Here is a 22,458-nt window from a genome sequence, read left to right as displayed (position 1 = left end):
ATGAAAGTTCTGCTCACCGGCGGCGCCGGCTACATCGGCAGCCACACCGCCGTGGCCCTCATCGAAGCCGGCTTTGAACCGGTGTTGCTGGACAACTTCGCCAACAGCCACCCCGTGGTGTTGGACCGCCTCGCGCGCATCACAGGGCAGACGATGCCGTTCGAAGAAGGCGATGTGCTGGACACGCCCTGGGTTGAAGACGTGTTGCGCCGCCACCGTCCTGTGGGTGTGATCCATTTCGCGGGCGACAAGGCGGTGGGCGAAAGCGTGGCGCTGCCCCTGAAGTACTTCCACAACAACATCGGCGGCGCGGTCAGCCTGCTGCGCGCCATGGAGACCGTGCACGCGGAAGACCCTTCGATCGCGCCCACGCTGGTGTTCTCCAGCAGCGCGACGGTGTATGGCGATCCGGCCACCGTGCCGATCACCGAGGACTTCCCGCGCAGCCACACCAACCCCTATGGCCACAGCAAACTGGTCATTGAAGACATGCTCACCGCCCTGTGCGCGGCCCGTCCGGCCTGGCGCGTGGGCACGCTGCGCTATTTCAACCCGGTCGGTGCCCACCCCAGCGGCCTGATCGGCGAGGACCCGGCGGGCATTCCCAACAACCTGATGCCCTACGTGGCGCAGGTGGCCGTGGGCCAGCGCGAACACCTCAACGTGTATGGCAACGACTACCCCACGCCCGATGGCACGGGTGTGCGCGACTACATCCACGTGCAGGACCTGGCCGCCGGCCACGTCGCCGCCATCAAGGCCCTGCTGAGCCGTGGCGAGAGCTTCACGGTGAACCTGGGCACGGGCAGCGGCCACAGCGTGCTGGACGTGGTGCGCGCCTTCGAACAGGCCAGCGGCCGCCCGGTGCCCTACCAGATTGCCCCACGCCGCGCGGGTGACGTGGCCCAGTGCTGGGCCGACCCGGCGCTGGCCTTGCGCCTGCTGGGCTGGCGGGCGAAGCACACGCTGGATCAGATGTGCGCCGATGCCTGGCGCTGGCAGAGCGGCAACCCCAACGGCTACAAGGGCTGAACCCGCCCCGGAGCCCTCACTTCAGCTGCACGCCGGCCGCACGGGCCGCCAGGAACATCCCTTCGCCCATGCTGGCGCCAAAGCGCTTGGCCAGGCGCAGGCCCACGTTCTCGCGGCGCGTGTAGTCCACGATCTCCTCGGCCTTGACGATCTCGCGCGCCACGTAGTCGAGGTTGCCCAGGCCGTCGGCCAGGCCGAGCGCCACCGCCTGCTGGCCATTCCAGACCAGGCCGCTGAAGGTGTCGCCGTTCTCCTTCAGGCGATCGCCACGGCCCTTTTTCACCACCTCGATGAACTGGGCGTGGATCTGGCCCAGCATGGTCTGGATGTAGGCCTTCTGCGCCTCGTCCTGCGGGCTGAACGGGTCCAGCATGGCCTTGTTGGCCCCAGCGGTCATGAGACGGCGTTCGATGCCGAGCTTGTCCATCAGGCCGGTGAAACCGAAGCCGTCCATCAGCACGCCGATGCTGCCGACCAGGCTGGCCTTGTCCACGTAGATGTCGTCCGCCGCCGCGGCGATGTAGTAGGCGGCCGAGGCACAGGTTTCTTCCACCACCGCATAGACCTTCTTGCCGTGCAGGCCCTTGAGGCGGGTGATCTCGTCGTTGATGATGCCGGCCTGCACCGGGCTGCCGCCGGGTGAGTTGATCAGCAGCACCACGGCCTGCGCGCCCTCGTCCTCGAACGCGGAGCGCAGCGAGGCCACCACGTATTCGGCGCTGGCTTCGGCCCCGCTGGCGATCTCCCCCTTGATGTCCACCACCGCCGTGTGCGGGGTGCTCACCGTGGTGGTGGTGTTGCTGGTGTAGGCGAACCAGGCAATGGCGCCGAACACCGCCAGCCAGAGCAGCCGGCTGAACATCTTCCAGCGGCGCGCGGACTGCTGCTCGCGGATGGTCGCGAAAACCAGTTTTTCCAGGGTGGCGCGCTCCCAGGCCACGCCCGGCGTGCGGTCGCTGGAGGCGTTGGCGGACGGGCCGGGGAAATCGTCGTTCATGGTCGAAGGCTCTCAGAATTCAAGGGGTTTGAGGTGGTATTGTGACCGCCAGTGGACCACCCCGTCGTGCTCCACCAGCTCGATCTTGACCAGCCCGCCCCGGCATGGTCCACCCTGGCAGGCACCGGTGTCGGGCTCGTACACCGCGCCGTGCGTGGCGCACAGCAACCAGCGGCCGCTGTCGTCGAAAAACCGATCGGGCTGCCAGTCCATTTCCATCGCCACGTGGGTGCAGCGGTTCAGGTAGGCGTGCGGCTGGCCGCGGTAGCGGATCGCGAACGCGCGGCAGGTCTGGCCCGCGTACACCACGTCGAACGACACGGCACGCCCCCCATCGACCAGATCCCGGCTGTTGCACAGCGCGTAGACCGGATCGTCGGAGGAGATGCTCATGGCCGACTCAGGCGTGGGCGCTCAGCCAGTCGTGCAGTTCGCGCACCGAGTGCGCCACGTGCAAGGGGTTGAGCACCGCGAAGCTGGCCGGCTCGTGCGCGCCGTAGCTCACGCCCACGCTCGCGCAGCCGGCGTTGACGGCCATCTGCAGATCGTGCGTGGTGTCGCCGACCATCAGGGTGCGCTCGGGCGCCACGCCGAACTCGCGCATCAGCTCTTGCAGCATGCGGGGGTTGGGCTTGCCGGCGGTCTCGTCGGCGGTCCGTGAGCCATCGAACACGCCCTGCAGCTCCACCGCGTGCAGCACCTCGTTGAGGCCCGCCCGGCTCTTGCCGGTGGCCACCGTCAGCCAGTGGTGGCGGCGCTTGAGCTCGGCCAGCAGCGGCAACACCCCCTCGAACAGGCTCAGCTCGTGCTGCGCCGCCATGTAGTGGTGGCGGTAGCGCTGCCCGAGCTCGGGGTAGCGGTCGGGTGGCACGTCGGGCGCGGCGTGGGCCAGGGCCTGCATGAGGCCCATGCCGATCACGTAGCTGGCCGCCTCGCGGGTGGGCGCCACACCCCCGACATCCACCACCGCCGACTGGATGCAACGGGTGATGAGCGCGGTGGAATCGAACAGGGTGCCGTCCCAGTCGAAGGCGATGAGATCGAATTGGCGCGGGCGCATGGGGTCAGGCACAGAGGGTTTGCGCATGGTGGCGCAAGTGGTCTTCGATGAAACTGGCGATGAAGTAATAACCGTGGTCATACCCCTCGTGTCGGCGCAGCGTGAGCGGCTGGCCGGCCTGCGCGCAGGCCGCCTCGAACAGGTGGGGGTGCAGCTGGGCGGCCAGGAAATTGTCCGCCAGCCCCTGGTCGATCAGCAAGGGCGGCGCCTTGCGCCCGGCCTTCACGAGTTCGGTGGCGTCGTGCGCGGCCCAGCCGGCGCGGTCGTCACCCAGGTAGCCACCGAAAGCCTTCTCGCCCCACGGGCACTGCGTGGGCGCGGCGATCGGCGCAAACGCCGACACGCTCTGGTACAGCCCGGGGTGGCGCAAGGCCAGCGTGAGCGCTCCGTGACCACCCATGGAGTGGCCAAAGAGGCCGACGCGGTCGTCCCGCGTGGGAAACTGCGACAGCACGAGCCCGCGCAACTCTTTCGTGACCCAGCTTTCCATGCGGAAGTGCGCCGCCCAGGGCGCTTGCGTGGCATCGAGGTAGAAGCCCGCGCCGTGGCCGAAGTCCCAGGCCGCGCTCGCGCCCTCGATGCCGGTGTCGCGCGGGCTGGTGTCGGGCGAGACCAGCATCAGGCCCAGCTCGGCCGCCACGCGCTGCGCGCCGGCCTTGATGGCGAAAGTCTCCTCGGTGCAGGTCAGCCCCGCCAGGTAGAACAGCACCGGCACCGGGCCCTGCGCGGCCTGCGGCGGCACGAACACGCCGAACTTCATCGGCAGGCCGATCCCGGCCGAGGCGTGGCGGTAAAAGCCCTGCACGCCGCCGAAGCAGCGGTGCTCGCTCAAGGTCTCCAGCACCATCAGAACTCCACGACGGCGCGGATGGACTCGCCGCGCTTCATCAGCGCGAAGCCCTCGTTGATGTCGGCCAGCTTGAGCTTGTGGGTGATCAGGTCGTCGATGTTGATCTTGCCGTCCATGTACCAGTCCACGATCTTGGGCACATCGGTGCGGCCCCGCGCGCCGCCGAAGGCCGAGCCTTCCCATTTGCGGCCGGTGACCAGCTGGAACGGGCGCGTGCTGATCTCGGCACCGGCCTCGGCCACGCCGATGATGATGCTGCGGCCCCAGCCCTTGTGCGTGCACTCCAGCGCCTGTCGCATCACCTGCGTGTTGCCGATGCACTCGAAGCTGTAGTCGGCCCCGCCGTCGGTGAGCTGCACGATGGCATCGACCACGTTCTCCACCTCCTTGGGGTTGATGAAGTGCGTCATGCCGAACTTGCGCGCCATCTCCTGGCGGGCGGGGTTGAGGTCCACGCCGATGATCTCGTCCGCGCCCACCATCTTCGCGCCCTGGATCACGTTCAGGCCAATGCCCCCCAGGCCGAACACCACCACGTTGGCGCCCGCCTCCACCTTGGCGGTGAAGATCACCGCGCCGATGCCGGTGGTGACGCCACAGCCGATGTAGCAGACCTTGTCGAACGGGGCGTCCTCGCGGATCTTGGCCAGCGAGATCTCGGGCGCCACGGTGTAGTTGCTGAAGGTGCTGGTGCCCATGTAGTGGAAGATGGGCTTGCCGTCCAGGCTGAAACGGCTGGTGGCGTCGGGCATCAGGCCCTTGCCCTGCGTGCCGCGGATCAGCTGGCACAGGTTGGTCTTGCGGCTCAGGCAGAACTTGCACTGGCGGCATTCGGGCGTGTACAGCGGGATGACGTGGTCGCCCTTCTTGAGCGTGGTCACGCCCGGGCCCACGTCGACCACGATGCCCGCGCCTTCGTGGCCCAGGATGGCCGGGAAGATGCCTTCGGGGTCCGCGCCCGAGAGCGTGTAGTAGTCGGTGTGGCAGATGCCGGTGGCCTTGATCTCAACCAGCACCTCGCCGAATTTCGGCCCCTCCAGGTCCACGGTTTCAATGGTCAGGGGCTGGCCTGCTTTCCAGGCCACGGCGGCTTGCGTCTTCATGGTGTGCTCTGCTCGGAGGTTGTGAAATCGGTCACGAGGTTACCGCAGATCACACCCCCTCACCGGAGCGACATGACAAGACCCGAAACACCGCGGAACTGGCTTTGCCAGGCCGCAGGTGTTGCCCCCTGAGGGGGTAGCGCGAAGCGCTGCGGGGGTCACTCTGTCTTCGCGCCGCCCTTGAACCATTGGCCGATCAAGGCGCGCTCTTCCTCGGTGAGCCCGGTCGCGTTGTTCATCGGCATCAGCCGCGTGACCACCGCCTGCTGGTACACCGCCTGCGCGTGCTGCTTGAGCGCATCGGGCGTGTCCAGCCGCACGTTCTTGGACTGCAGCGCCTCGCCATGGCACATCACGCAGCGCTGGTCGATCACCGGCTTGACCTGCGCATAGCTCACGGTGGCGGGCACCGCCACCGCCTGCACCGGCGCCGGCTTGAGCCAGACGATCAGCGCAATCAGCGCCACCACGCCAGCCACTGCGTACGGCCAGGGGTGCTTGTTGCGGCCCAGTTTGTAGCCGTGGCGCATCACGAAGAACTGGCGGATCGCCGCGCCGGCGAACATCATGCCGATGAGGATCAGCCAGTTCTGCGGGTGCGTGTAGGTGAAGCTGTAGTGGTTGCTCAGCATCGCGAACACCACCGGCAGCGTGAAGTAGGTGTTGTGCACGCTGCGCTGCTTGCCGCGCTTGCCGTGGATGGGGTCGACCGGTCGGCCGGCCTTGAGGTCGGTCACCACCGTGCGCTGGCCCGGGATGATCCAGAAGAACACGTTGGCGCTCATGGCGGTGGCAATCATCGCGCCCACCAGCAGGAAGGCCGCGCGCCCGGCGAACAGCTGCGTGGCCAGCCAGGCCGCCACGCACACCAGCACCAGCACCAGCGCGCCCACCTTGGCATCACCGTTCTCCTTCTGGCCCAGCGTGCGGCAGATCGCGTCGTACAGCAGCCAGAACACCACCAGGAAACCCAGTGCGGTGGCGATCGCCGCGGCCGGCGACCACTCGAACACCTTCGGGTCGATCAGGTAGACGCTCGGGCTCCAGAGGTAGGAGATGAGGAACAGCGCGAAACCCGAGAGCCAGGTGGAGTAACTCTCCCAGTAGAACCAATGCAGGTGGTCGGGCAACTTGGGCGGCGAGACCGCGAACTTCACCGGGTGGTAGAAGCCGCCGCCGTGCAGGGCCCAGAGTTCGCCACTGACACCGTCCTTCTTGAGCTGCTCGTCCTCCGGCGGGGTGAGGCTGCTGTCAAGAAAGACGAAATAGAAAGATGAGCCAATCCAGGCAATGGCCACGATGACGTGCAGCCAGCGAAGCAGCAGATTGGCCCAGTCGAGCAGGTAAGTTTCCATGGCACCTCAAGGCAAGGTCAGGGCTTGCGACTCACCACCGCGGGCGCTCTGAGTCGTCTGAGGGCCGCGTTTGAGTGTTGTGGGAACACCCGCTCCGCTGCGACCGGTCGGCCAAAGTGTATACACTTTTTGAGAACATTCAAGAGGTCATGCGCGCATCGGCCGTGGTTTCGCAGACAAGCAACAACTGCGCCACCACCGAGGCGGCGATCACGGCCGGCGCCTTGCCCTGGATGCCCGGCAGGCCGATGGGGCAGGTGATGCGCGCCAGCTCCGCCTCGCTGAAACCGCGCTGGCGCAGGCGCCGCCGGAAGGTCGCCCACTTGGTCTTGCTGCCGATCAGCCCCACGAAGCCCAGATCGTCATGTTGCCGTTGCCGTTGCAGGCAAGCCGCCACGATGTCGAGGTCTTCGGCGTGCGAGAAGCTCATGATCAACACGCTGGAGCGCGGCGCTAGGTCGCGCACCGCGAGCTGCACCGGTTCGGAGTACTCGGTGCGCACCCCGATCGGCAGGTCGTGCGGAAACACCTCGTCCCGGCTGTCGATCCACGTCACATCGAACGGCAGCGGCGCCAGCGCCTGCACCAGGGCGCGGCCCACGTGGCCACCGCCGAACAGCGCCAGCGGCGCATGGCCAAAGGTCAGGCGCTGGCGCAGCGCCTCGCGGCAGGAGGCGTCGACCAGTTCGAATTGCAGCACCAGGGCCCCGCCGCAGCACTGGCCCAGGCTGGGGCCCAGGGTGACCGCCTGCGACCAGGCGGCAGGCCGCTCGCTGGCCCCGCGCCCCAGCGCCTCGCGCGCATGCCGCATCGCATCCCACTCCAGGTGCCCGCCACCGATGGTGCCGACCGCGCCACCCGCCGCGCCCGCGAACACCGCCATCCACGCACCGGTTTCGCGCGGCACGGATCCGCGCGTCGCGCCGACCGTCACCAGCACGGCGCGCTCCGTCGCCAGACGCAATAAAAAGGCTTCAAGGTCTGAGAGCATCTGTGGCGCCGCCGTCAAAAAAGAGGTATGGACACGCAATCGCGATCGAGGACACCCAGTATCCGCCTCTACTGTACCCACGCCCGACCGAAAACGCCCATACACTTCATCCGCCCCGCCATATGGTCCAGTCGAAGACCCCGCCCGACCCCCGATCCCTTTGCAGGTCAGCCACCATGAGAGACATCACCCCCGCTCCCCGTCCGGCCCCGCGCGCGGACGCCGCCGACCAGCCCCGCGCGCCCTGGGGCTGGCTCGGCCTGTGCACCGCCGCCCTGCTGGCCGCCTGTGCCGCGCCGCTGCCCCCCCCGCCGCCACCGCCACCGCCCCCACCACCGGCTCCGGTGCCCGCACCGCCGCCGCCCGTGAGCGCCCTGCCCGCACCCGACTTCATTTCGCACGCCGCCTCGCCGCACGACTACCGCAAGGACGGCGCGCGCCACATCTACGAACGCAATGCCCACCGCATTTACAAGGGCCAGCTGCCACCCCTGATGCATGCCGTGGGCGTGCTGCAGGTGCAGGTCGATGGCCGCGGCAATGTGCAGAACATCAACTGGATGCGCGCGCCCAGCCATGTGCCCGACGTGATGCGCGAGATCGAGCGCACCGTGCGCGCCGCCGCTCCCTTCCCCGCGCCCGTGCGCATGGGCAGCGTGACTTACACCGAGGTCTGGCTGTGGGACAAGAGCGGCAAATTCCAGCTCGACACGCTGACAGAAGGCCAGCGTGACAAGTAGGCCTCGGTCCCTTCGAAAAAACCCGCCATCCGGCGGGTTTTTTTTCATGCCCGCTCAGCTACCCCGGTAGGTGGAGTAACTCCAGGGGCTCACCAGCAGCGGCACGTGGTAGTGCTGGTCGGTGTGCGCCACGCCGAAGTCCAGCGACACGCGGTTGAGGAAATTCGGCTCGGGCAGCTTCACGCCCTTGGCCGCGAAATACCCCGTCACGTCGAACACCAGCCGGTAGGTGCCCACCTTCAGGCTGGCGTTGTCGTACAGCGGCCCGTCCGGGTTGCGCCCGTCCGCGTTCAGCGTGAAGCGTTTGACGAGCGTGGCCTTGTCGCCCTCGGTGGTGTGCAGCTCCACCACCATGCCGGCGGCGGGGCAGCCGTGCATCGTGTCCAGAACGTGTGTGCTCAAGCCCATGGTGTGTTGTCCTTCCAGTGTTTGATGGTCGACCGAAAGTGTATACACTTTTTGTTTTTCTGGATATGATGCGCCGCATGGAAACCTCCAGCACCCTGCACATCGTCGAGTCGCTCACGCGGGCCATCGTGGAGCACCGGTTGCACCCGGGCACCAAGCTGGCCGAGCAGAAGCTGGCCGACCACTTCGGCGTCTCGCGCACCCTGGTGCGCCAGGCCTTGTTCCAGCTCTCGCAGAACCGGCTGATCCGGCTCGAACCGGCGCGCGGGGCCTTCGTGGCCACGCCTTCGGTGCAGGAAGCGCAGCAGGTGTTCGCCGTGCGCCGCATGCTCGAGGTGGAGATGACACGCGCCTTCGTGAAGAGCGTGACCAACGCCAAGATCAAGGCGCTGCGCGAACACGTGGCGCAGGAAAAGATGGCGGTCAACAACGAGGACGTGGCCGGCCGCACCGAGTTGCTGGGCGACTTCCACGTGCGCATGGCCGAGCTCATGGGCAACCAGGTGCTGGCCGAGCTGCTGCGCGAACTCATCTCGCGCTGCGCCCTGATCACGCTCATGTACCAGAGCAACCAGGCCGCCGAACACTCGAACGACGAACACGCCGACATCGTCAAGGCCCTGGCCGCGCGCGACGAGGAGCTGGCGGTGCGCCTGATGAACGAACACCTGCTGCACGTGGAGGAAAACCTGACCTTCGACCGCAAGCTGCCGACCAACGACATCTCCATGGCCTTGTCATGACGCTTTACGACTCCACGCGCGATTACCCGCGCGATCTGGCCGGCCACGGCCGCGATGTGCCCCATGCCCGCTGGCCCAACGGCGCGCGCATCGCCGTGCAGTTCGTGCTGAACTACGAAGAAGGCGGCGAGAACAGCGTGCTGCATGGCGACGACGCGTCCGAGCAGTTTCTGTCCGAGATGTTCAACCCCGCGGCCTACCCCGCGCGCCACATCAGCATGGAAGGCATCTACGAGTACGGCTCGCGCGCCGGCGTCTGGCGCATCCTGCGCGAGTTCGAGCGGCGCGGCCTGCCGCTCACCGTGTTCGGCGTGGCCACCGCCCTGCAGCGCAGCCCGGACGTGACCGCCGCTTTCAAGGAGCTGGGTTACGACATCGCCTGCCACGGCCTCAAGTGGATCCACTACCAGAACGTGGACGAGGCCACCGAGCGCGCCCACATGGCGCAGGCCATGCAGCTGATCGAACGCCTCACCGGCAGCCGGCCCCTGGGCTGGTACACCGGGCGCGACAGCCCCAACACGCGCCGCCTGGTGGCCGACTACGGCGGCTTCGAGTACGACAGCGACTACTACGGCGATGACCTGCCGTTCTGGATGAAGGTGCGCAAGACCGACGGCAGCGACGCGCACCAGCTCATCGTGCCCTACACGCTGGACTGCAACGACATGCGCTTCGCGCTGCCCCAGGGCTACTCGCACGCCGACCCGTTCTTCCAGTACATGAAGGACACCTTCGACGCGCTCTACGCCGAAGGCGACCCCGACGGCCTGGACCGGCCCAAGATGATGAGCATCGGCATGCACTGCCGCCTGCTCGGCCGGCCCGGGCGCATCACCGCGCTGCAGCGTTTCCTGGACCACATCCAGCAACACGACAAGGTCTGGGTCGCGCGGCGCCTGGACATCGCGCGCCACTGGACAGCCACCCACCCCTTGACGCCCCCTGAACATGCCGCCTGAGGCCGCCCCCATGCCCATCACCCTGGAACAACTCAACCGAGCGCCGTTGGCCGAAGCCACGCAGATGCTCGACGGTCTCTACGAACACTCGCCCTGGATCGCGGAACAGGCGCTGGCCCAACGCCCCTTCGCCTCGCTGGCCGCGCTCAAACACGCCATGGTGACCGTGCTCAACCAGGCTGGCCGGGAGCCGCAGCTTGCGCTGATCCGCGCCCACCCGGAACTCGCAGGCAAGGCCATGGTGGCCAAGTCGCTCACCGCCGAGTCCACCAACGAACAGACCAAGGCCGGCCTCACGAACTGCACGCCCGAGGAGTTCGCGCACATCCAGCAGCTCAACGCGCAATACAACGCGAAGTTCGGTTTTCCCTTCATCCTCGCGGTGCGCGGCCCGCGCGGCGTCGGCCTGAACAAGCGCGAGATCATCGCCACCTTCGAGCGCCGCCTGGGCCACCCGGTGGACTTCGAACGCGCCGAGTGCCTGCGCAACATCCACCGCATCGCCGAGATCCGGCTGAACGACAAGTTCGGCTTCGAGCCCACCGTCGGCCACCGCGTGTGGGACTGGCACGAAGACCTCGCGCGCCACAGCGACCCCGGCTTCGCCGAACACGGCCAGCTCACCGTGACCTACCTGACCGACGCGCACCGCGCCTGCGCCGCCGACATCGCGGCCCGCATGCGCGACTGCGGCTTCGACGAGGTGCACATCGACGCCGTGGGCAACGTGGTCGGCCGCTACCACGGCAGCACGCCAGATGCTCCGGCCCTGCTCACGGGCAGCCACTACGACACCGTGCGCAACGGCGGCAAGTACGACGGCCGCCTGGGCATCTTCGTGCCCATGGCCTGCGTGCAGCAGCTGCACACTGCGGGCCGGCGCCTGCCGTTCGCCTTCGAGGTGATCGGCTTCGCCGAAGAGGAAGGCCAGCGCTACAAGGCCACCTTCCTGGGCTCGGGCGCGCTCACCGGCCACTTCAACCCCGCGTGGCTCGACCAGCTGGACGCCGACGGCGTGAGCATGCGCGACGCCATGCGGCACGCCGGCCTGCCCGCCACGCTGGAAGCCATCGCGGCCCTGGAGCGCGACCCCTCGAAGTACCTCGGCTTCGTGGAAGTGCACATCGAACAGGGCCCGGTGCTCAACGAGATGGATCTGCCGCTGGCCGTGGTCACCTCCATCAACGCCAGCGTGCGTTACCTGTGCGAAGCCGTCGGCATGGCCAGCCACGCCGGCACCACGCCCATGGACCGCCGGCGCGACGCCGCCAGCGCGGTGGCCGAACTCGCGCTCTACGCCGAGCAGCGCGCCGCCGCCGACGGCGACTCGGTCGCCACCATCGGCATGCTGCAGGTGCCCGGCGGATCGATCAACGTGGTGCCCGGCCGCTGCCTGTTCTCGCTCGATCTGCGCGCGCCCAGCAACGAACAGCGCGATGCGCTGGAGCGCGACATCCTCGCGCAGCTGCGCGGCATCTGCGAGCGCCGCGGCATCGGCCTGAAGACCGAAGAAACCATGCGCGCGGCGGCCGCGCCCAGCGCACCCGCCTGGCAGGCCCGCTGGGAGAAAGCCGTGGCCGCCCTGGGCGTGCCGCTGCACCGCATGCCCAGCGGCGCCGGACACGACGCCATGAAGCTGCACGAGGTCATGCCGCAGGCCATGCTCTTCGTGCGCGGCCTCAACAGCGGCATCAGCCACAACCCGCTGGAGTCCACCACCAGCGACGACATGGAACTGGGCGTGAACGCCTTCTCGCACCTGCTCGATCAACTCGCCACCGAACACCCGAACTGAACGCCATCATGACCACCGAACACCAACTGGATGCCTGGATCGACGCCCACTTCGACGAGGAGGTGCGCTTCCTGCAGGAACTCGTGCGCGTGCCCACCGACACGCCACCGGGCAACAACGCGCCGCACGCCGAGCGCACCGCCGAGCTGCTCGACGCCATGGGCCTGAAGGCCGAACGGCACGCCGTGCCCGCCAATGAGGTGGAGGCCGCCGGCCTGCAGAGCATCACCAACCTGATCGTGCGCCGCCCCTACGGACCGGGCAAGACCATCGCCCTCAACGCCCACGGCGACGTGGTGCCGCCCGGCGAAGGCTGGACGCACGACCCCTACGGCGGCGAGGTGGTGGACAGCCGGATCTACGGCCGTGCCACGGCCGTGAGCAAGAGCGACATCGCCAGCTTCACCTTCGCGATCCGCGCACTCGAATCGCTCAACGCCAGGCTCGCGGGCGGCGTGGAACTGCACGTGACCTACGACGAGGAATACGGCGGCGAGGTCGGCCCCGACTGGCTGCTGAACAAGGGCCTGACCAAGCCCGACCTGATGATCGCCGCCGGTTTCAGCTACCAGGTGGTGGTGGCCCACAACGGCTGCCTGCAGCTGGAGGTGACGGTGCATGGCGACATGGCACACGCCGCCATTCCCGACAGCGGCACCGACGCGCTGCAGGGCGCCACCCACATCCTCAACGCGCTGTACGCGCTCAACGCCGACTACCTGAAGGTCACCTCCCAGGTCGAAGGCATCACCCACCCCTACCTCAACGTGGGCCAGATCAGCGGCGGCACCAACACCAACGTGATCCCCGGCAAGGTGGTGCTCAAGGTGGACCGCCGCATGATCCCCGAGGAAGACCCGGCCGAGGTGGAAGCGTCGCTGCGCCGCACCATCGAACAGGCCGCGGCCAGCTTCCAGCCGCCGCGCGGCGGCCGCCAGCTCAAGGTGGACGTGCGCCGCATCCTGCTCGCGCGCGCCATGAAGCCGCTGCCCGGCAACCAGCCGCTGGTGCGGGCCATCCAGAAGCACGGCCAGGCCGTGTTCGGCGAAACCATCCCCGCCGTGGGCACGCCGCTCTACACCGACGTGCGCCTGTACGTGGAGCGCGGCATCCCCGGCGTGATCTACGGCGCGGGCCCGCGCACGGTGCGCGAATCGAACGCCAAGCGCGCCGACGAGCACCTGCAGCTCGACGACCTCAAGCGCGCCACCAAGGTGATCGCGCGCACCCTCTTCGAACTGCTGCAACCCGCCTGAACCATCCATGAAACACCGCGCCCGGCGCGGTCTTGAGGGCTTGAACGCGTGACACAATGAACCCGCATTCAAGCTCTCTGGAGACAACATGACCCCTGCTGAACAAGCCCTGCGCGACGCCGCGTTCGAGTACCACCGCACGCCCTCGCGCGGCAAGATCGCCGTCACCCCCACCAAGCCCCTGTCCAACCAGCGCGACCTCTCGCTGGCCTACTCCCCCGGCGTGGCCTACCCCTGCCTGGCCATCGAGGCCGACCCCGCGAAGGCGGCCGAGTACACCTCGCGCGGCAACCTCGTGGGCGTGGTCACCAATGGCACGGCCGTGCTCGGCCTGGGCGACATCGGCCCGCTGGCCGCCAAGCCCGTGATGGAAGGCAAGGGCTGCCTGTTCAAGAAGTTCGCCGGCATCGACGTGTTCGACATCGAGCTCGACGAGAAGGACCCGGACAAGCTGGTCGAGATCATCGCCTCGCTCGAACCCACGCTGGGCGGCATCAACCTCGAGGACATCAAGGCACCCGAGTGCTTCTACATCGAGAAGAAGCTGCGCGAGCGCATGGGCATTCCGGTGTTCCACGATGACCAGCACGGCACGGCCATCATCTCGGCCGCCGCGCTGATCAACGGCCTGGAGCTGGTGGGCAAGGACATCGGCTCGGTCAAGCTCGCAGTCAGCGGCGCGGGTGCCGCCGCCATCGCCTGCCTGGACGTGATGGTGGGCCTGGGCGTGGCGCGCGACAACATCTTCGTCTGCGACTCCAAGGGCGTGGTCTACGAAGGCCGGCCCGGTGGCTACGACGAGTCGAAAGCGCGCTACGCGCAGAAGACCGACAAGCGCACGCTGGCCGACGCGGTCGATGGCGCCGACGTCTTCCTGGGCTGCTCGGCCCCGGGCGTGCTCACGGCCGAAATGATGAAGACCATGGGCCCCAAGCCGATCGTGCTCGCCCTGGCCAACCCCGAGCCGGAGATCCGGCCCGAGCTGGCCAAGGCCGTGCGGCCGGACTGCATCATCGCCACCGGCCGCAGCGACTACCCGAACCAGGTCAACAACGTCCTGTGCTTCCCGTACATCTTCCGCGGCGCGCTCGACTGCGGCGCCACGCGCATCACCGAAGAGATGAAGCTGGCCTGCGTGCGCCAGATCGCCGAGCTGGTGAAGAGCGAGACCAGCGAGGAAGTGGCCAACGCCTACGCCGGCCAGGACCTGAGCTTCGGCCCGGACTACATCATCCCCAAGCCGTTCGATTCGCGCCTGATCCTGCGCATCGCGCCGGCCGTGGCGCAGGCCGCCGCCGATTCCGGCGTGGCCACGCGGCCCATCACCGACATGGATGCCTACCGCCAGCAGCTGGGCCGTTTTGTGTACCAGACCGGCATCCTGATGCAGCCGATCTTCAACGCGGCCAAGGCCCTGCCGAAGAAGCAGCGCGTGGCGTATGCCGACGGTGAGGACGAGCGCGCGCTGCGCGCGGCGCAGATGGCGATCGACGACCAGCTCGCGCTGCCGATCCTGATCGGGCGCCCGGCGGTGATCGAGGCGCGCATCGCCAAGGCCGGCCTGCGCATGAAGCTCGGACAGGACGTGCAGAACGTCAACCCGGAAGACGATCCGCGCTTCCGCCAGTACTGGGAGCACTACCACCAGATCATGGGCCGCCACGGCGCGACGCCCGAGGTGGCCAAGGCCGCCGTGCGCCGGTCCAACACCATCATCGGTTCGCTGATGCTGTCGCTGGGGGACGCGGATGCGCTGATCTGCGGCCTGGTCGGCGGTTTCATGACGCACCTGGAGCGCATCGACAACGTGTTGGGCCGCCGCCAGGGCGCGGGCCTGTACGCCTCGGTCAACGCGTTGATGACGAACCGGGGCCCGGTCTTCATCGCCGACACGTACGTCAACGAAACGCCGTCGGCCGAGGAGCTGGCCGAGATCGCGTGGATGGCGGCGCAGGAAGTACAGCGTTTCGGTCTGCCGCCGAAGGTGGCGTTCCTGTCTCACTCCAGCTATGGGTCGAGCAAGCGCGCGTCCGCCCGCAAGATGGCCGATGCGCGCGACCTGTTCGTGGCGGCGCACCCCGAGATCGAGTGCGACGGCGAGCTGCACGGTGATGCCGCGCTGCAGCCCGAAATCCGCGCCGCCTACCTGGCCGAGACCACGCTGACGGGGTCGGCGAATCTGCTGATCTGCCCGAACCTGGATGCGGCCAACATTCTCTACAACGTGATGAAGACGACCACCAGCGGCGGCGTCACCGTCGGCCCCATCCTCATGGGCGCGGCCGGCACGGTGCACATCCTCACGCCGGCGGCCACGGTGCGGCGGGTGCTCAACATGACGGCGCTGGCGGCGGCCAGTGGTGTGGTGAAGAACTGAGTCTTCTCGCTTGTGTTTGGGAAGGGGCGCCTCGGGCGCCCCTTTTTTTCGCCTGCACCTCGCGGGCCCAGGGACGCCCGGCGCTCTGCTCCGCGGGTGTCCCCCGCCCCGGCTTCGCCGGGGCTCCTCCTTTACCCCGCTGCGCAGAGCGCCGGGCATCCCTGGGCCGAAGTGATGTAGGCACACCCACTCTTCGTCTTCCAGCTCGCGCGCCAAGAGGTCGTTGGTGACGAGGGGGTGTGGCGCAGCGACGTAAAGGAGGAGGACCGGCGAAGCCGGTCCGGGGGACAGTCGCGGAGCCATGCCCCCTCGGCGCCGGCGACCGGTGCCACAGGAAAACGAATCACCCGTGAAACAACCCAGCCGCCGGTCCGAAACCGGGTTTCCCCTAGGCTGAGCCCAATTCGATAGTACACATAATCTGTATACAGTTTTGCATGCATTGAAGCCGAACCACGCCCCTCAAGGAGACCCCCATGTCCACCTCCGTCCACCCGGTTGATGAAGTCCTGCCCCCCGGCAAACTCACCGCGCTCGGCCTGCAACACGTGCTCGTGATGTACGCCGGCGCCGTCGCCGTCCCCCTCATCGTGGGCCGCGCGCTCAAGCTCAGCCCCGAACAGGTGGCCATGCTCATCTCGGCCGACCTCTTCTGCTGCGGCCTCGTCACCCTGATCCAGGCCCTGGGCGCCACCCAATGGTTCGGCATCAAGCTGCCCGTGATGATGGGCGTCACCTTCGCCTCCGTCGCCCCCATGGTCGCCATGGCCAACACCAACCCCGGCATCCAGGGCGCGGGCCTCATCTTCGGCTCCATCATCGGCGCGGGCATCGTCTCCATCCTCATCGCGCCCATTGTCAGCCGCATGCTGCGCTTCTTCCCACCCGTGGTCACCGGCACCATCATCGCGGTCATCGGCATCAGCCTCATGCGCGTGGGCATCAACTGGATCTTCGGCAACCCCGTCGGCGCCACCAGCCCCTTCGTCCCCAACACCGAGCACATCACCTGGCTGCACACCGTGAACGAGGCCACCGCCAAAGGCCTGGTGCCCGACATGCCCAAAGGCCTGTCCATCGCCAGCAGCGTGCCCAACCCCGCCTACGCACAGCCCGCACACATCGCCATCGCCGCCATCGTGCTGGCCGCCATCCTGCTCATCGCCAAATACGCGCGCGGCTTCATCGCCAACATCTCGGTGCTGCTGGGCATCGTCGTCGGCGCCGTCGTCGCCGCCGCCACCGGCCTCATGACCTTCGAGAAAGTCAAACACGCCAACTGGTTCGACGTGGTGCTGCCGTTCGAGATCGCCATGCCCATCTTCGACCCCATCCTCATCCTGACCATGAGCCTGGTCATGATCGTGGTGATGATCGAGTCCACCGGCATGTTCCTCGCGCTGGGCGACATGACCGACCGCAAGATCGACCAGAAGGCCCTGACCGCGGGCCTGCGCACCGACGGCCTGGGCACGCTCATCGGCGGCATCTTCAACACCTTCCCCTACACCAGCTTCTCGCAGAACGTGGGCCTGGTCGGCGTCACCGGCGTCAAGAGCCGCTTCGTCTGCGTGGCCGGCGGCGTCATCCTCATCGTGCTGGGCCTGCTGCCCAAGATGGCGGCGCTGGTCGAGTCCCTGCCCACCTTCGTGCTGGGTGGCGCGGGCCTGGTGATGTTCGGCATGGTGGCCGCCACCGGCATCCGAATCCTGGCCGGCGTGGACTACAAGGGCAACCGCAACAACCTCTTCATCGTGGCGGTCTCGATCGGCTTCGGCATGATCCCGCTGGTCGCACCCAACTTCAAGATGTGGATGCCGCACGCCATCCACCCCCTGATCGAGTCCGGCATCCTGCTGGCCTCCATCAGCGCGGTCGCGCTCAACCTGTACTTCAATGGCAGCCGGGGCGACACCAGCGCCGCCATCGAAGCTGCCAAACACGCCGAGGCGCACTGAGCGCTTCGCCCGCTCCCTTTCGACAAGGCCCCTTCGGGGGCCTTTTTCATGCGCGCACCGCGCCCGGACATGGTGCAAGCCCCGATGTGGTGCGCACCATTCAGGGTTAGTCTCGATGACGCACCGAACGTCTCGAACAAGAATCTGTATACAAATTCTGTGCTCAAAAGGCGCCCCGGCGCCTTTTTGCCGCCCACGCTTTGCTGGCACCTTTATTGCTGATGACAAGGCATGCCCGGGTGACAGCTGAGCAACCCCCTGCAACCCCGCCCATCACAGGAGAACCCATGAACAAGCGCCACCTCATCAAGATCACCGCTGCCCTGGCCGCGGCCGCCGCCTTCGGCAGCAGCGCCCACGCGCAGACGCCGATCAAGTTCCAGCTCGACTGGCGTTTCGAGGGTCCTGCCGCGCTGTTCCTGCAACCCGCCGCCAAGGGCTACTTCAAGGCCGCCGGCCTGGACGTGACGATCGATTCCGGCAACGGCTCGGGCGGCACCGTCACCCGCGTGGCCTCGGGCAGCTACGACCTGGGCTTCGCCGACCTGGCCGCGCTGATGGAATTCCACGCCAACAACCCGGAAGCGCCGAACAAGCCGGTGGCCGTGATGATGGTCTACAACAACACGCCGGCCGCGGTGCTCGCGCTCAAGAAGAGCGGCATCACCAAGCCCGCCGACCTCAACGGCAAGAAACTTGGCGCCCCGGTGTTCGACGCCGGCCGCAAGGCCTACCCGATCTTCCAGAAGGCCAACAACCTCTCCAACGCGACCTGGACTTCGATGGACCCGCCGCTGCGCGAAACCATGCTGGTGCGCGGCGACATCGACGCCATCACGGGCTTCTCGTTCACCTCGCTGCTCAACCTCGAGGCGCGCGGCGTGAAGACCGAGGACGTGGTCATCATGCCCTTCGCCGATCATGGCGTGAAGCTGTACGGCAACGTGATCATCGCTTCGCCCAAGATCATCAAGGAGAACCCGGCCGCCGTGAAAGCCTTCCTGACCGCCTTCGCCAAGGGCGCCAAGGAAGTCATGGCCAACCCGGCCGCCAGCATCGACACCGTGAAGGCGCGCGACGGCATCATCAACGTGCCGCTGGAAACCCGCCGCCTGGTGCTGGCCATCGACTCCGTGGTCGCCAGCCCCGACGCGCGCAAGGAAGGCTTCGGCCAGGTCAACCCCGGGCGCCTCTCGCTGATGGCCTCCCAGGTGTCGGACGCCTACGGCACCAAGACCCGCATCGACCCGGCCACGATCTGGAACGGCTCCATGCTGCCCTCGGCCGCCGAACTCAACGTGCTGCCCCCCGCCAAGAAGTAAGAACGGCCACCGGCCGCCAGCCCGCGGCCCCGGCCAGCCACCCCACGGCGGCTGGCCTTTTTTTCAGGAAGACGACCCCATGCAAGACCCCTCCAGCGACCAGCCCTTCGTCGATTTCGACCAGGTCTGGCTGGCCTACAACGAAGACCTGCTGGCCCAGAACGTCTTCGCGGTGGAAGACATCAACCTCAAGGTCAAACGCGGCGAGTTCATCGCCATCGTCGGCCCCTCGGGTTGTGGCAAGTCCACCTTCATGAAGCTCACCACCGGGTTGAAGATGCCCAGCATGGGCAAGATCCGCATCGACGGCCAACCCGTCACCGGCCCGCTGAAGATCTCGGGCATGGCCTTCCAGGCGCCCTCGCTGCTGCCCTGGCGCACCACGCTGGACAACGTGCTGCTGCCGCTCGAAATCGTCGAACCCTACCGCAGCCAGTTCAAGGACCGGCGCAAGGAATACGAGGAACGCGCGAAGAAGCTGCTGGCCAGCGTGGGCCTGGGCGGCATGGAAAAGAAGTTTCCCTGGGAGCTCTCGGGTGGCATGCAGCAGCGCGCCAGCATCTGCCGCGCGCTGATCCACGAGCCCAAGATGCTGCTGCTCGACGAGCCCTTCGGCGCGCTCGACGCCTTCACCCGCGAGGAACTCTGGTGCACGCTGCGCGACCTGTGGGAGGCGCAGCGTTTCAACGTCATCCTGGTCACGCACGACCTGCGCGAATCGGTCTTCCTGGCCGACACGGTGTACTGCATGAGCCGCAGCCCGGGCCGCTTCGTGGTGCAGCGTGAGATCCCGATCCCGCGCACGCGCGACCTGGAGGTGACCTACACCAAGGAGTTCTCCGACATCGTGCTCGAGCTGCGCGGCCACATCGGCGCCATGCGCAAGGCCGGCACCGTCATCAACCAATAAGGAAGCGGGAGTCAAAGAACATGCAACAAAAACACCTGGAACGATGGTCGCCGTTCCTGCTGCTGCTGGCCATCGTCATCCTCTGGGAAATCATCACCCGGGGTTTCGGCGTCTCGGAATTCATCTTCCCGAGCCCTTCGCGCATCTGGGAACAGACGCTGGAGCACAAGGTCACCATCCTGGGCCACGCCTGGCGCACCTACTGGGTGACCATGGCCGGTTTCGGCATCGCCATCGTGGTCGGCGTGCTGCTGGGCTTCCTCATCGGCAGCTCGCGCCTGGCGTATGCGGCGGTCTATCCGCTGATGACGGCGTTCAACGCCCTGCCCAAGGCGGCCTTCGTGCCGATCCTGGTGGTGTGGTTCGGCATCGGCGTGGGCCCGGCGATTCTCACGGCCTTCCTGATCTCGTTCTTCCCCATCATGGTGAACATCGCCACCGGCCTGGCCACGCTGGAGCCTGAGCTGGAAGACGTGTTGCGCGTGCTGGGCGCCAAGCGCTGGGACGTGTTGACCAAGGTCGGCCTGCCGCGCTCGATGCCGTATTTCTTCGGTTCGCTGAAGGTGGCGATCACGCTGGCCTTCGTGGGCACGACGGTGTCGGAGATGACGGCGTCGAACGAGGGCATTGGTTATCTGCTGATCTCGGCGGGTTCGTCGATGCAGATGGGTCTGGCCTTCAGCGGTCTGCTGGTGGTGGGTGTGATGGCGATGGCCATGTACGAGCTGTTCAGTTTCATCGAGAAGCACACCACGGGTTGGGCGCACCGCGGCTCGCAGAGCGCATGAGTCCGGAGCAGGTGGCGAAGCACCTGCGCCGCGCCAACGGGGTGGCGCGGCGTGCGGCGGGCATGGGCCGGCATCCGTTCGGGGCCTTGCTGGTGGCGCCGGATGGGGAGACGGTGTTGGCCGAGCAGGGCAACATCGACACCGTGAACCACGCGGAGTCGACGCTGGCCCGCGTGGCGGCCGACAACTATCCCGGCGAGTACCTGGCGCGCTGCACGCTGGTGACGACGTTCGAGCCTTGTGCCATGTGCACGGGCACGCTGTATTGGGCCAACATCGGGCGCGTGGTCTATGGCGCGAGCGAGGAGGCCTTGCTGGCGTTGACGGGCAGCCACGAGGAGAACCCTACGTTGTCGCTGCCCTGCCGGGAGGTTCTCGCGCGGGGGCAGAAGGTCGTCGAGGTCATCGGGCCCGTGCCTTCGCTGGAGGCCGAGATGCTGGAGCCCCATCTGGGGTTCTGGGCGTCTCGCTGAGTTTTTCTCCGGCCGACGGCGGCCATCGGCGAGGGGGGAATGGCTCCGCGGATGTCCCCCGGGCGGCTGCGCCGCCCTCCTCCTTTACTCCGCTGCGCCATTCCCCCTCGCCGATGACCTAAGGGCGTTCGGTCTGTTTTCGCGCCAACGTCACGTCGGCCTCGTGAGCGGGCGGCGTTCTGCGCAGCGGGGTAAAGGAGGAGGCGGCACCAGCCGCCGGGGGACACCCGCGGAGCAGAGCGCCGCCCGCTCACGAGGCCCGCGAGGCAGCAACGAGAAAGACTACCGATGCACCTCCACCTCCCCAGCAGAGGAAAGCAGGGCCATCAACCGCCGGCGAATCAGAATCCCGGGCCGATCGGAGTCCATCGAAAACTCCACCCCACGCCGCCGCAGATCCACCACCGCATCCGGGTCGGTGGACTCGAGAATGTCCTTGTCCTCCCGCGTGATCTCATCGTCGAAATCGATCAGCATCTGCGCCGGACAATCCGCCTCCGTGTCGTTGCGGAACAGCCATTGGCACAACTGCATGCGCCCATCGTCGATCGGCGTGAACGCATTGATGATCACGTGGCGCACCCCGCTCGGGTACTCGATGTCCAGCCGCCGCGAAAACGGCTGGTAGTAGGCGTTGCGCATGTGCCGCTGCGTGATCGCCTCCTTCACCCCGCTGATGCGCTGGAATTTCTCCGGGTTCACCGCGTCGATCACCGTCTCGGCATAAAACCCGGCCTCGTTCTCCACCAGCTCGTACTTGCTCGGCGCCGGCGACGCCGCCACACCGAAAGTCGCGCGGTGCACGAAACTGAAGTGCGAGTTGTCGAACGAATTCTCCAGCGCGCGCACCGGGCTCGTGTGCCAGGTCTCGTAGAACTGGAAGATCGTGCGCCAGCCCTCCGCCTCGAACTCCGGAATCGCGGGAATCTCCGCCACCGGATCCTCCAGCGCCACCCACGCATAGCCATGGCGCGCCGTGCAGTGGTAGGCCGTCGTGCCGTAGTCCTTGGGAATCTCGCGCTCCGGCGGGTACTGCGGAATCTGGATCACGCGGCCGTGCCGGTTGTAGACCCAGCCGTGGTAACCGCACTGGAGGTTGCCGTTCTTGCACCAGCCCTTGCTCAGCTTCGCGGTGCGGTGGCAGCAACGGTCCTTGAGCGCGGCCGGCTCGCCGTGTTCGTCGAGAAACAGAACGATGTGTTCGCCCAGCAGGGTAAAGGGCTTGGGGCCGTCGGCCAGCATCGTCAGCGGCATGACGGCGTGCCAGTAACGGCGGAAGACGGGTTGTTGGGTGACCAGCATGGTGAAGGCGCTCCTGAAAGAAATGGCTTGAGGGTG

At 67.2% G+C, this 22,458-nt stretch carries 21 protein-coding genes; 12 read left to right on the top strand and 9 right to left on the bottom strand.

Features of this window, described 5'->3' with window-relative positions; genetic code table 11:
* Window positions 1-1,032, top strand: coding sequence for a UDP-glucose 4-epimerase GalE (galE, locus tag ABSY19_RS21995; protein WP_382155850.1), 1,032 nt, complete (start codon window positions 1-3; stop codon window positions 1,030-1,032).
* A 16-nt stretch (window positions 1,033-1,048) separates the two neighbouring features.
* Here the strand turns inward: galE and ABSY19_RS21990 are convergent, their stop codons facing one another.
* The 7 genes from ABSY19_RS21990 to xdhC form a co-directional block, all read right to left on the bottom strand.
* A complete protein-coding gene (locus ABSY19_RS21990) occupies window positions 1,049-2,029 on the bottom strand; it encodes a S49 family peptidase (RefSeq protein ID WP_382155847.1) in 981 nt (326 codons plus the stop codon).
* A 12-nt stretch (window positions 2,030-2,041) separates the two neighbouring features.
* Window positions 2,042-2,422 (bottom strand): Rieske (2Fe-2S) protein, encoded by a 381-nt coding sequence (locus tag ABSY19_RS21985; RefSeq protein WP_382155844.1) that lies wholly within the window; start codon window positions 2,420-2,422, stop codon window positions 2,042-2,044.
* Window positions 2,423-2,429: 7 nt separating this feature from the next.
* The gene (locus tag ABSY19_RS21980) at window positions 2,430-3,089 is read right to left on the bottom strand and encodes an HAD family hydrolase (protein ID WP_382155841.1); all 660 of its coding nucleotides are present in this window, start codon (window positions 3,087-3,089) and stop codon (window positions 2,430-2,432) included.
* Between the two features lie 4 nt (window positions 3,090-3,093).
* Window positions 3,094-3,933 (bottom strand): S-formylglutathione hydrolase, encoded by an 840-nt coding sequence (gene fghA / locus ABSY19_RS21975; protein ID WP_382163904.1) that lies wholly within the window; start codon window positions 3,931-3,933, stop codon window positions 3,094-3,096.
* A 2-nt stretch (window positions 3,934-3,935) separates the two neighbouring features.
* Complete coding sequence (locus ABSY19_RS21970; RefSeq protein ID WP_382155839.1) at window positions 3,936-5,042, bottom strand: S-(hydroxymethyl)glutathione dehydrogenase/class III alcohol dehydrogenase; 1,107 nt, start codon at window positions 5,040-5,042, stop codon at window positions 3,936-3,938.
* Between the two features lie 158 nt (window positions 5,043-5,200).
* Complete coding sequence (locus ABSY19_RS21965) at window positions 5,201-6,397, bottom strand: urate hydroxylase PuuD (RefSeq protein WP_382155836.1); 1,197 nt, start codon at window positions 6,395-6,397, stop codon at window positions 5,201-5,203.
* Window positions 6,398-6,536: 139 nt separating this feature from the next.
* Window positions 6,537-7,388: a xanthine dehydrogenase accessory protein XdhC gene (gene xdhC / locus ABSY19_RS21960; RefSeq protein WP_382155833.1), complete on the bottom strand. Its 852-nt coding sequence runs from the start codon at window positions 7,386-7,388 to the stop codon at window positions 6,537-6,539.
* Between the two features lie 176 nt (window positions 7,389-7,564).
* Between xdhC and ABSY19_RS21955 the strand changes: the two genes are divergently transcribed.
* A complete protein-coding gene (locus ABSY19_RS21955) occupies window positions 7,565-8,128 on the top strand; it encodes an energy transducer TonB (protein ID WP_382155830.1) in 564 nt (187 codons plus the stop codon).
* A gap of 54 nt (window positions 8,129-8,182) precedes the next feature.
* Here the strand turns inward: ABSY19_RS21955 and uraH are convergent, their stop codons facing one another.
* Window positions 8,183-8,536: a hydroxyisourate hydrolase gene (gene uraH, locus ABSY19_RS21950; RefSeq protein WP_291121102.1), complete on the bottom strand. Its 354-nt coding sequence runs from the start codon at window positions 8,534-8,536 to the stop codon at window positions 8,183-8,185.
* Window positions 8,537-8,604: 68 nt separating this feature from the next.
* Between uraH and ABSY19_RS21945 the strand changes: the two genes are divergently transcribed.
* From ABSY19_RS21945 to ABSY19_RS21900, 10 genes are all read left to right on the top strand, one after another.
* Window positions 8,605-9,279 (top strand): GntR family transcriptional regulator, encoded by a 675-nt coding sequence (locus ABSY19_RS21945; RefSeq protein ID WP_382155827.1) that lies wholly within the window; start codon window positions 8,605-8,607, stop codon window positions 9,277-9,279.
* Window positions 9,276-10,241, top strand: coding sequence for an allantoinase PuuE (gene puuE / locus ABSY19_RS21940; RefSeq protein WP_382155824.1), 966 nt, complete (start codon window positions 9,276-9,278; stop codon window positions 10,239-10,241). Before ABSY19_RS21945 ends, puuE begins: the two co-directional genes overlap by 4 nt.
* A 10-nt stretch (window positions 10,242-10,251) precedes the next feature.
* Window positions 10,252-12,036, top strand: coding sequence for a 2-oxo-4-hydroxy-4-carboxy-5-ureidoimidazoline decarboxylase (uraD, locus tag ABSY19_RS21935; protein WP_382155821.1), 1,785 nt, complete (start codon window positions 10,252-10,254; stop codon window positions 12,034-12,036).
* 8 nt (window positions 12,037-12,044) lie between these two features.
* Window positions 12,045-13,292 (top strand): M20/M25/M40 family metallo-hydrolase, encoded by a 1,248-nt coding sequence (locus ABSY19_RS21930; protein WP_382155818.1) that lies wholly within the window; start codon window positions 12,045-12,047, stop codon window positions 13,290-13,292.
* A gap of 88 nt (window positions 13,293-13,380) precedes the next feature.
* Window positions 13,381-15,669 (top strand): NADP-dependent malic enzyme, encoded by a 2,289-nt coding sequence (locus tag ABSY19_RS21925; protein WP_382155815.1) that lies wholly within the window; start codon window positions 13,381-13,383, stop codon window positions 15,667-15,669.
* 476 nt (window positions 15,670-16,145) lie between these two features.
* The gene (locus tag ABSY19_RS21920) at window positions 16,146-17,627 is read left to right on the top strand and encodes a nucleobase:cation symporter-2 family protein (RefSeq protein ID WP_382155812.1); all 1,482 of its coding nucleotides are present in this window, start codon (window positions 16,146-16,148) and stop codon (window positions 17,625-17,627) included.
* 287 nt (window positions 17,628-17,914) lie between these two features.
* Window positions 17,915-18,949 (top strand): ABC transporter substrate-binding protein, encoded by a 1,035-nt coding sequence (locus ABSY19_RS21915; RefSeq protein ID WP_382155809.1) that lies wholly within the window; start codon window positions 17,915-17,917, stop codon window positions 18,947-18,949.
* Between the two features lie 79 nt (window positions 18,950-19,028).
* Window positions 19,029-19,859: an ABC transporter ATP-binding protein gene (locus ABSY19_RS21910; RefSeq protein WP_382155806.1), complete on the top strand. Its 831-nt coding sequence runs from the start codon at window positions 19,029-19,031 to the stop codon at window positions 19,857-19,859.
* A 20-nt stretch (window positions 19,860-19,879) separates the two neighbouring features.
* Entirely contained in the window at window positions 19,880-20,647 is a 768-nt protein-coding gene (locus ABSY19_RS21905) for an ABC transporter permease (RefSeq protein WP_291120841.1), read from the top strand.
* Window positions 20,644-21,120: a nucleoside deaminase gene (locus ABSY19_RS21900; RefSeq protein WP_382155803.1), complete on the top strand. Its 477-nt coding sequence runs from the start codon at window positions 20,644-20,646 to the stop codon at window positions 21,118-21,120. The genes ABSY19_RS21905 and ABSY19_RS21900 overlap by 4 nt, the downstream gene beginning before the upstream one ends.
* A gap of 282 nt (window positions 21,121-21,402) precedes the next feature.
* Here the strand turns inward: ABSY19_RS21900 and ABSY19_RS21895 are convergent, their stop codons facing one another.
* Window positions 21,403-22,422 carry a Rieske 2Fe-2S domain-containing protein gene (locus ABSY19_RS21895; RefSeq protein WP_382155800.1) on the bottom strand — a complete coding sequence of 340 codons (1,020 nt, stop codon included), beginning with the start codon at window positions 22,420-22,422 and terminating at the stop codon, window positions 21,403-21,405.
* Window positions 22,423-22,458: the final 36 nt, after the last annotated feature.

The sequence above is a fragment of the Hydrogenophaga sp. ANAO-22 genome, assembly GCF_042466645.1.
Lineage (GTDB): Bacteria > Pseudomonadota > Gammaproteobacteria > Burkholderiales > Burkholderiaceae_C > Hydrogenophaga.
This window is presented reverse-complemented; position numbering and strand designations above follow the sequence as displayed.